This is a genomic window from Coprobacter sp., assembly GCF_982436375.1.
In genome coordinates this window covers 1-9,070 of record NZ_CEWDCG010000128.1, presented here as the reverse complement: position 1 = coordinate 9,070, position 9,070 = coordinate 1, and the positions used below count along the sequence as shown (strand labels likewise).

Below are 9,070 nucleotides of genomic sequence, written 5' to 3'. Positions count from 1 at the left end.
GAATTAATACAGGAAGTATATGCTTCGTATGCAGAAAAGGTTGAAAAAAGCCGTCAATTATTAGGTCGTCCGATGACTCTTACAGAAAAGATCTTATATGCGCATTTGTATAATAATGAGTATCCCCATAAACCGTTTATACGAGGAATCGACTATGTCAATTTTTCTCCGGACAGAGTTGCGATGCAAGATGCTACGGCACAAATGGCTTTATTACAATTTATGATTGCAGGGAAAGACAAAGTAGCCGTACCTTCTTCCGTACATTGCGACCATCTTATACAAGCGGATATAGATGCAAGTAACGACATAAAAAAAGCTCTTGTTTCCAATCAAGAGGTATATGACTTCTTAAAAGATGTCTCAAACAAATACGGGATCGGTTTCTGGAAACCGGGAGCTGGAATCATACATCAGGTCGTTTTAGAAAATTATGCATTCCCGGGAGGTATGATGGTAGGGACAGATTCTCATACTCCCAATGCCGGTGGGTTAGGTATGATAGCAATCGGTGTAGGAGGAGCAGATGCGGTAGATGTCATGACCGGTATTCCATGGGAATTGAAAATGCCCAAGATAATAGGAGTCAAATTAACCGGTGAACTGAACGGTTGGGCTTCTCCCAAAGATGTCATTTTAAAATTAGCCGGAATACTCACTGTAAAAGGCGGAACAAATGCCATTATAGAATATTTCGGTGAAGGGGCTAAAAATCTGTCGGCAACAGGGAAAGCGACTATTTGCAACATGGGTGCTGAAGTAGGAGCGACAACATCCCTATTTGCATACGATGAGAGCATGGCAAGGTATCTTAAAGCTACCGGACGCGAACAAATTGCCGAAATGGCAAACAAACTTTCAGATTATTTAGAAGCGGACAAAGAGGTAATCGACAATCCCGAAAAATATTATGATCGGATCATAGAAATCAATCTTTCCGAACTCGAGCCGTATATCAATGGACCTTTTACTCCGGATGCGGCACATCCTATTTCGGAATTCGGCCGAATCGTTAAAGAAAACGGATATCCGCAAACTATGGAAGTAGGTCTGATCGGGTCTTGTACAAACTCATCATATCAAGATTTAAGCCGTGCGGCATCTGTAGCCCGACAAGCATCAAAAAAACATCTAAAAGCAAAGGCCGAATTCAGAATTAATCCCGGATCAGAACAAGTTCGTTATACAGCAGAACGAGACGGATTGATCTCCAATTTCGAATCGATCGGAGGTATTGTCATGACAAATGCTTGCGGTCCTTGCATAGGACAATGGAAACGTCATACAGATGATAATCAAAGGGCAAATTCGATTGTGACATCTTTTAACCGAAATTTTGCAAAACGTGCAGACGGCAATCCGAATACACATGCATTTGTCGCTTCTCCCGAAATCGTCACAGCTTTGACAATCGCCGGGAATCTGTGCTTTAATCCCTTGACAGATACCTTAATCAATGAAAACGGGGAGTCTGTAAAATTGGATATGCCAGAAGGAGAAGAACTTCCTGTTAAAGGTTTTGATGTCAAAGATCCCGGCTACATAGCTCCGGACAAAGGCCTATCTTCTTCTGATATTATCATTGATCCGAACTCTAAACGATTACAAAAACTGTCACCTTTCGCACCGTTTAATCCGTTGAATTTCGAAAGAATGCCTTTACTGATAAAAACAAGCGGGAAATGTACGACAGATCATATATCAATGGCAGGACCTTGGTTACGTTTCAGGGGACATCTCGAAAACATATCAGACAATTTACTAATGGGTGCAGTAAATGCTTTTAACGGTAAAACAAACGAAGTTTTCAACCAACTGACAAATGAATACGACACCGTTTCCGGGACCGCGAAAAGTTATAAAATGCACGGAATATCATCAATAGTCGTAGCTGAAGAAAATTATGGGGAAGGATCATCTCGGGAACATGCAGCCCTCGAGCCTCGTTTTCTTGGCGTAAAAGCGGTTTTATGCAAATCTTTTGCACGTATTCATGAAACCAATTTAAAAAAGCAAGGCATGCTGGCTCTGACATTTGTCAATAAGGATGACTACAATAAAATTAAGGAAAAAGATATTTTATCAGTCAAAGGGCTGGAATCTTTTGCTCCAGATAAAAATCTGACAATAGAAATTATTCATCCGGATGGAAGTCTTGAAAGTTTTGAAGCTTCTCACACATATAATAATTTACAAATCGAATGGTTTAAAGCAGGAAGCGCATTAAACTATCTAGCAAATAAAAAATAGTGATCATGGCAAAACTAAAAATAGAAAACGGGAAATTGGTAGTCCCCAATAATATAACTATTCCATACATAGCCGGCGATGGTGTCGGAGCGGAAATATCGCCTGTTACACAATCTATTATCGATACCGCTGTAAAAAAATGTTATGCAGGAGAAAGAAAAATCGAATGGCTCGAAGTTCTTGCCGGAGAAAAAGCCTTTAAACAAACAGGCTCATGGCTTCCGGAAGAGACCATGAGAACATTTCGAGAATACCTGATCGGAATCAAAGGCCCGTTAACCACACCCGTAGGCGGGGGTATTCGATCGCTAAACGTTGCTTTACGGCAAGAACTGGATCTATATGTATGCCTACGTCCGGTACGCTGGTTCAAAGGCGTCGTTTCTCCGATAAAAGAACCCCATAAAGTCAATATGCATATCTTCCGGGAAAATACGGAAGACATATACGCCGGAATAGAATGGCAGCAAGGAAGTCCCGAAGCTGAAAAATTTCTTCATTTTCTGCAAAATGAAATGAAAGTGAGTAAAATAAGATTTCCCCAAACCTCTTCTTTCGGAGTGAAGCCTGTTTCTATTGAAGGAAGCGAACGACTTATACGATCTGCTATTCAATATGCTATTGAACATAAACTCCCGTCTGTGACTCTTGTACACAAAGGCAATATCATGAAGTTTACCGAAGGCGGATTCAAATTATGGGGATATGCAATGGCCGAAAGAGAGTTCGGTAATCAAGTATTCACTATGATGCAGTATGAACGGCTAAAAAAATCAGATGGAGAACCGGCTGCTGAAAATGCCCTGAAAAAAGCAATAAAAGAAGGAAAAATTATTATTAAAGATGTTATTGCTGATGCTTTTCTTCAAAACACTCTCCTAATTCCGGAAGAATATTCGGTCATTGCGACCTTAAACTTAAACGGAGATTATATTTCTGACCAGTTAGCCGCCATGGTGGGAGGCATCGGAATTGCACCGGGTGCAAATATAAATTACATTACAGGACATGCCATATTCGAAGCTACACACGGTACAGCTCCTAATATCGCCGGTAAAAACAGAGTCAATCCGTCTTCACTCCTACTATCAGGAGTAATGATGCTCGAATATTTAGGCTGGCAAGAGGCCGCAGCAAATATCGTCAACGCTTTAGAAAAGACATTCCAGTCACATAAAGCAACCATAGATTTAGCCCGGTTTATGGACGATTCTAAAACTCTGACAACAACCGAATTCAGAGATGAAATTATCCGAAATTTGTAACAACAAGAGAGTAAAGATTATAAAGATATGAAAGATGAATATATGATATACAAACTCTCTGATTCTATCAAGAGTACAAGCCATATAGATAACGAACTGTTTGTAAAACATAATGTAAAAAGGGGTTTACGCAATGAGGATCATTCAGGTGTACTTGTCGGATTGACAAAAATCGGAGATGTCGTAGGATATGAACGTATGCCGGAAGGCGGTCTCAAAGCTATTCCGGGAAAGCTCGTATATCGGGGTATTAATATCGAAGATCTGGTTAAAGGCATTGAAAAGGAAAATCGTTACGGCTTTGAAGAAACGGCCTTTCTCCTTCTTTCAGGTTTTTTACCGGATAAAGACGAATTGGAAACATTTACCCGTTTGCTTAACCAATCTATGCCTTTAGAGCAAAAAACGACGATGAATATTCTGGATCTTGAGGGACATAATATTATGAATATTCTGGCTCGGAGTGTTCTCGAAATGTACACGTTCGATCCTAATCCCGACGATACATCCAGAGACAATCTGATGCGGCAATCTATAGAATTGATAGCCAAATTTCCCACAATCATAGCATATGCCTATAACATTTTAAGACATAGTCAACAAGGGAGATCTTTGCACATCAGACATCCGAAAGAAAATCTTTCTATCGCGGAAAATTTTCTGTTTATGTTGAAAGGTCCTCAATATACCCAATCGGAAGCACGTATTCTCGATTTGGCACTAATGCTTCACGCCGATCATGGCGGAGGGAATAACTCTACATTTACCGTACGGGTTACCAGTTCATCGGGAACAGATACTTATTCCTCTATCGCAGCCGGAATAGGCTCTTTAAAAGGTCCGTTACATGGAGGTGCAAACCTTAGGGTTATCGATATGTTCCATCATCTGCAAGAAGTAATCAGCGACTGGACAGATAAAGATGAAATAGATGCTTATTTGACTAAAATGCTACGTAAGGAAGGATACAATAAAAGCGGAAAAATATATGGCATCGGTCACGCAGTATATACTATCTCCGATCCTCGTGCCTTATTGCTTAAAGAATGGGCTCGCAATCTTGCAAAGGAAAAGGGTTTGGACAAAGAGTTTGCATTTCTGGAATTGATAGAGGAGCGTGCAATAGAAACTTTTATGAAATTCAAAGGGAACCAAGTAAAAAAACGGGTTTGTGCAAACGTCGATTTTTATTCCGGATTTGTATATGAAATGATCGGTTTACCGAAAGAAGTATATACACCTCTTTTTGCCATGTCTCGTATTACAGGGTGGACAGCACACCGAATCGAAGAACTTAACTTCGACAGCAAACGTATTATCCGCCCAGCATATAAAAACGTGTCGGAAGATGCACCCTTTATTCCTTTAGATAAACGTTAAGAGCCTGCCTAAATATCCAATAATTTTCTCATTTTTTCAATAAAGAGCAAGGCTGGAATTTTCGGCCTTGCTCTTTATTTCATTTTGGGAAGTTCTTTCAAAAACTTACAGATTTAACAACCCATCCGGAACATCCATTTTTATAATTTTATTTTCTTCATCAACAGAGATCACAAAATCATCATTTGCCGGAATAAGCAGTTCAGAGGCATCGCGATCTACGACAAATAACGTATTCATTGTCGAATCATCTATATGCACAATTTTCCCCAAGATACCATGATGTTTATCGATGACTGTATATCCTAAGAAATAATCTCCGGGAGCGATATAATCTTCCCCCTCTATTTCTAAATAAGATTTCGGAAAATAAACGTCCAAATTAGTAAAAACTCTGGCATCACTGTCAGTATCAACATCTTCTAATTTGAAAAGGGCGGTCATCTCCCCCTTAAACCTATATTCTTCTATGTAAAACGGGACGAAGATGCCATCTATCTCGCACACAATATAGGGGCAATCCGTACGGTCAAATACATCATCGGTAAAAGAAAAAGATATTTCTCCGTGTATGCCGTGAGGTTTATTGAACTGTCCTATTTTTATTAATTCTTCTCTCGTAATCATGACTACAAACGGGTAATTCTCGCCCCTAATTTATTCAATCTTTTATCAATATCCTGATATCCCCTATCTATCTGATCAATATTATGAATCGTACTGATACCGTCTGCCGACATGGCGGCTATCAATAAGGCAATACCTGCACGAATATCCGGAGAAACCATTGTCGCCGCACGTAATGTATGAGATTTCCCCTGCCCGATTACAGCAGCTCTATGCGGATCGCATAATATAATTTGAGCTCCCATATCAATCAATTTATCGACAAAAAACAAACGACTCTCGAACATTTTCTGATGAATCAGCACACTTCCTTTTGCTTGTGTCGCAACAACTAAAAATACGCTCAACAAATCTGGAGTCAACCCCGGCCAAGGCGCATCAGCAAAAGTCATGATCGACCCGTCGATAAAAGTTTCTATTTCATAATAATCGTGATGCGGCACATGTATATCGTCACCTTCCTGATTTAACGTAATCCCTAAACGGCGAAAACTATCCGGAATAATTCCCAAATCGTTATAGGAAACATTTTTAATCCGAATATCAGAGCCGGTCATTGCCGCCATCCCGATAAAACTCCCGACTTCTATCATATCGGGCAATATAGTATGAGAACATCCCTCTAATGATTCTACTCCTTCGACGGTCAGCAGATTTGATCCGATACCCGAAATTTTTGCGCCCATTTTATTCAACATTTTGGAAAGCTGCTGCAAATAAGGCTCACACGCTGCATTATATATCGTTGTCGTACCTTTTGCCAACACTGCAGCCATAAGTATATTGGCTGTACCGGTCACCGAGGCTTCATCCAATAACATATAAGCACCTTTCAATTCTCTCGCTGTAATTTCATACAACTGCTGTTCGGGATAATATGTAAAATCTGCCCCTAACTTTTGAATACCGATAAAGTGAGTATCTAACCGTCTCCGGCCGATCTTGTCACCTCCCGGCTTGGGTATAACCGCCATCCCGAAACGAGCGACCAACGGTCCGACAATCATAACAGAACCTCGCAATGATGCGCTACGCCGTAAAAAATCTTCACAATGCAGATAATCCAAGTTCACATTATCCGCTTTAAAACTGTAGGCATTAACCCCTATATGCTGCACTGTGACTCCCATGTCTCTCAATAATTGTATCAAATTATTTACATCCAAAATATCGGGAATGTTATAAATTTTAACTTCTTCGGATGTAAGCAATGTAGCACAAATAATCTGTAAAGCTTCATTCTTAGCGCCTTGCGGAACAATATCCCCCTGTAGACGATGTCCCCCTTCTATAACAAACGATGCCATATTGTGTCGGAATTTGATTGTTTTTGTGAAAGATACAAAAAAAGCGGTTATCTACCCGCTTTTCTCATATTATTTTTATTCTTTTTCTGAAGAAACTCTTTCGACTCCTTCAATCGGAAAGTTTCCGGACTAAGATCGATTCTCCCATGGGAATATTCTCTTAGATCCTTGAATATTTTATCGTCATCAACAACCTCCTTATTCCAAGTAAGAAAAGATTTCTTCATATGATTGGCCAATAAAGAAATCAGTTGATCCCGTTCCGGGCCATCGGGGTAATCTTCACATTTCTTTATCATACGCTCAAGAGTCTTTCCATAATGTCTATAACGAATCGGAGTTAAAGTATACGGAATTCTATCCGGCTTAGTACGAAGATTCTCTTTCCGAATAATTTCATAAGGATAATCAATATCTAACTTAAAATCGGACATAATAGCCAAATGATCCCACAATTTATGTTTAAAATCATCGACATCCCTAAGATGGGGAAACAAGTTTCCCATGATGTTTATAATCGTATTTGCACAACGAGTACGCTCTTCACGGTCCTCTATCGACACGCAATGATCTATCATTTGCTGAACATTACGTCCATATTCGGGCATGATCAACTTTTTTTGTTGTGTATTATAATCGGGCATAATTAAAAATATTTAGTTATAAAACTTTATGTTTCGGCTTAGTTGCTACAAACTCCTTTAAATAAAAAGGTTCGAAATAAGCAACATCCTTAAAATCTCTCTCTCTGAAAGCTTTTTCTGCCAAAGCCAACATATCAGAGGCCAAAGGATTTATATCTTTATCTAAAAAAAGGGCTTTCGGATTTGTCAATACCGAACGGCACTTCGCAGCTCCGTTGCCAAAAAATAAAACAGATTGTTCTCTCAAAAAGTTCTCATAAGTGTCGGCTTCGATAATATCGGCAGATACGGGCTTCACAGGATTTAAAGATAAATCATAAATAGCAGAATAGACCTCCATGCGCCGTGCATCGATCATCGGACAAAACAAAGTATTTTCTGGATATTTTTCCCTAAACATTACATGACAGGTCATTATTTCAAGAGTATTTATACCTATCAACGGTATTCCCAACCCGAAACAAAGACCTTTTGCCATAGATACTCCGATTCTGAGTCCGGTATAAGAACCCGGTCCGCAACTGACAGCAACGGCATCTAACTTAAAACCGTAATGCTTTGCCATATCGATAGCTTCCTTCACATATCCACCCAAACATGAAGCATGAGAAGGTCCTTCATAATTTTCCCGGCGAAATATAACTTGTCCTTCATGTGTCAACGCCACCGAACAGACAGATGTAGAAGTTTCTATATTTAAAAGAGTCGCCATCTATTCTTGTAATAATTAATATTTTATTTTGCAAAAGTAGCTGTTTTTTTTCATTTTCCCTGTATGATTCAGAATATATTCCAATCACTTATTAAAAAGTTCAGGAAACAAACATTCTATCTTCTCTCTGAGATTATACACTCTTTCTTTGACCTGTTCTTCATTTATTCCTAACGCACGACCAATTTCATCATAATTTTTTCTTAGGATCAAAAATCCGATCAAAATACGATCTCTAACATTCATATTTTTTACGATATTCAGAATAAAAATGCGATTATAAAGAGCAACATCATACTCATCAAAAATAGAATATTGATTTTCTTGTTTTAAATACATAACTTTGTTTTTGTTTCTTGATCGGGAGATAAAATAGTTCTTTATAAAAGTAAATGACATTCTCGATGAATATTGCCATAGTCTGAATTTATTCCGATTTTTAAATATCAGGTAATTTACATTCTGTATTATATTTAAAGCTTCATCCCGATTTCGTGTCAACAAAACTATAAATTTGAATAAAAGAGTTTGAAACTTCCCCGACTCCTTGTCCAGATTAAAGTTTTCCATTTGCTTGTCAAACTAACATTAAACAAAAAGAAACCTCCATCCGTTCTGTCTGAATGAGAAAGGTACAGAAACACAACAACTCTTTGCGTGTCTGGATGGAGGTTTTATACTTACACAAGCAGAACTACACACTGGGAGTTTTGTATTTCCGTACCTTTCTCAACAATAAAAATAGATATAAATCTGAACAAAAAATTTATTTTTGATATTATTTTAAAACAATAAAGACATTTTTACTCATATATTCACTTAAAATATCAATAATATATCTATAAATCAAGATAATAAAACAAACACATTTACTCAGTATAAAAT

The 9,070-nt window shown here is 38.5% G+C and carries 8 protein-coding genes; 3 read left to right on the top strand and 5 right to left on the bottom strand.

Translation table 11 applies throughout. The annotated features are described in order from the left end of the window. Positions 1–6 precede the first annotated feature (6 nt). The 3 genes from AC1WHX_RS08145 to AC1WHX_RS08135 are packed head-to-tail and all read left to right on the top strand — an operon-like array spanning position 7 to position 4,895. Positions 7–2,250, top strand: a complete 2,244-nt coding sequence (locus tag AC1WHX_RS08145; RefSeq protein WP_481229127.1) for an aconitate hydratase — start codon at positions 7–9, stop codon at positions 2,248–2,250. 5 nt (positions 2,251–2,255) lie between these two features. Then, positions 2,256–3,515, top strand: coding sequence for an NADP-dependent isocitrate dehydrogenase (gene icd / locus AC1WHX_RS08140; RefSeq protein ID WP_009316769.1), 1,260 nt, complete (start codon positions 2,256–2,258; stop codon positions 3,513–3,515). Between the two features lie 27 nt (positions 3,516–3,542). Next, the gene (locus AC1WHX_RS08135; protein WP_022599493.1) at positions 3,543–4,895 is read left to right on the top strand and encodes a citrate/2-methylcitrate synthase; all 1,353 of its coding nucleotides are present in this window, start codon (positions 3,543–3,545) and stop codon (positions 4,893–4,895) included. Positions 4,896–5,000: 105 nt separating this feature from the next. Here the strand turns inward: AC1WHX_RS08135 and rimM are convergent, their stop codons facing one another. From rimM to AC1WHX_RS08110, 5 genes are all read right to left on the bottom strand, one after another. After that, complete coding sequence (gene rimM, locus AC1WHX_RS08130) at positions 5,001–5,522, bottom strand: ribosome maturation factor RimM (RefSeq protein ID WP_270214645.1); 522 nt, start codon at positions 5,520–5,522, stop codon at positions 5,001–5,003. A 2-nt stretch (positions 5,523–5,524) separates the two neighbouring features. After that, positions 5,525–6,829, bottom strand: coding sequence for a UDP-N-acetylglucosamine 1-carboxyvinyltransferase (gene murA / locus AC1WHX_RS08125; RefSeq protein ID WP_022599495.1), 1,305 nt, complete (start codon positions 6,827–6,829; stop codon positions 5,525–5,527). A 47-nt stretch (positions 6,830–6,876) separates the two neighbouring features. Beyond that, positions 6,877–7,473, bottom strand: a complete 597-nt coding sequence (locus tag AC1WHX_RS08120; RefSeq protein WP_022389801.1) for a DUF4290 domain-containing protein — start codon at positions 7,471–7,473, stop codon at positions 6,877–6,879. Positions 7,474–7,489: 16 nt separating this feature from the next. Continuing rightward, a complete protein-coding gene (gene tsaB / locus AC1WHX_RS08115) occupies positions 7,490–8,185 on the bottom strand; it encodes a tRNA (adenosine(37)-N6)-threonylcarbamoyltransferase complex dimerization subunit type 1 TsaB (RefSeq protein WP_022599497.1) in 696 nt (231 codons plus the stop codon). Between the two features lie 84 nt (positions 8,186–8,269). Beyond that, positions 8,270–8,524 carry a hypothetical protein gene (locus AC1WHX_RS08110; RefSeq protein ID WP_147412134.1) on the bottom strand — a complete coding sequence of 85 codons (255 nt, stop codon included), beginning with the start codon at positions 8,522–8,524 and terminating at the stop codon, positions 8,270–8,272. Between the last annotated feature and the right edge of the window lie 546 nt (positions 8,525–9,070).